Source organism: Halorubrum halodurans, from assembly GCF_002252985.1.
Lineage (GTDB): Archaea > Halobacteriota > Halobacteria > Halobacteriales > Haloferacaceae > Halorubrum > Halorubrum halodurans.
In genome coordinates this window covers 1-721 of the sequence record NZ_NHPJ01000065.1, presented here as the reverse complement: position 1 = coordinate 721, position 721 = coordinate 1, and the positions used below count along the sequence as shown (strand labels likewise).

1 protein-coding gene is annotated in these 721 nt (G+C 69.6%); it reads left to right on the top strand.

All coding sequences use genetic code 11. From position 1 onward, the window contains the following. Window positions 1–721 (top strand): aconitase family protein (locus DJ70_RS06350; protein WP_245810727.1); only part of this gene is annotated, 721 nt, incomplete at both ends.

Below are 721 nucleotides of genomic sequence, written 5' to 3'. Positions count from 1 at the left end.
GGGCTCGGCCAGCTCGCGATCGGCGCCGGCGGCCTCGACATCGCCGTCGCGATGGGCGGCGGCCCCTACTACGTCGAGATGCCCGAGGTCGTCAACGTCCACCTCGAGGGCGAGCTCCCCGAGTGGGCGACCGCGAAGGACGTCGCGCTCCACCTGCTCGGCGAGCTGACCGTCAAGGGCGGCGTCGGCAAGATCTTCGAGTACACCGGCCCCGGCGCGGAGAAGCTCACCATCCCCGAGCGGACGACGATCACGAACCTCGGCACGGAACTGGGCGCCACCTCCTCGATCTTCGGCACCGACGAGAAGACGAGAGACTGGCTCGCGCGCCAGGACCGCGAGGAGGAGTACGTCGACCTCCAGCCCGACGACGACGCGGAGTACGCCGAGACGATCGAGGTCGACCTCGACGAGCTCGAGCCGCTCGTGGCCGCGCCGTCGATGCCCGACAACGTCGCCCCCGTGAGCGAGTACGAGGGTACGGACGTCGAACAGGTCATCATCGGCTCCTGTACGAACGGCGCCTACGAGGACATCCTCCCGAGCGCGAAGATGCTGGAGGGCCGCGAGGTCGACAAGGGCACCGAGATGATCGTCGCGCCCGGCTCCAAGCAGGCCTCCGAGATGCTGGCCCGCGAGGGGTGGACCGCGGAGATGATGGCGGCCGGCGTCAACTTCTCCGAGGCGACGTGCGGTGCCTGCATCGGCATCGGCCACGTGC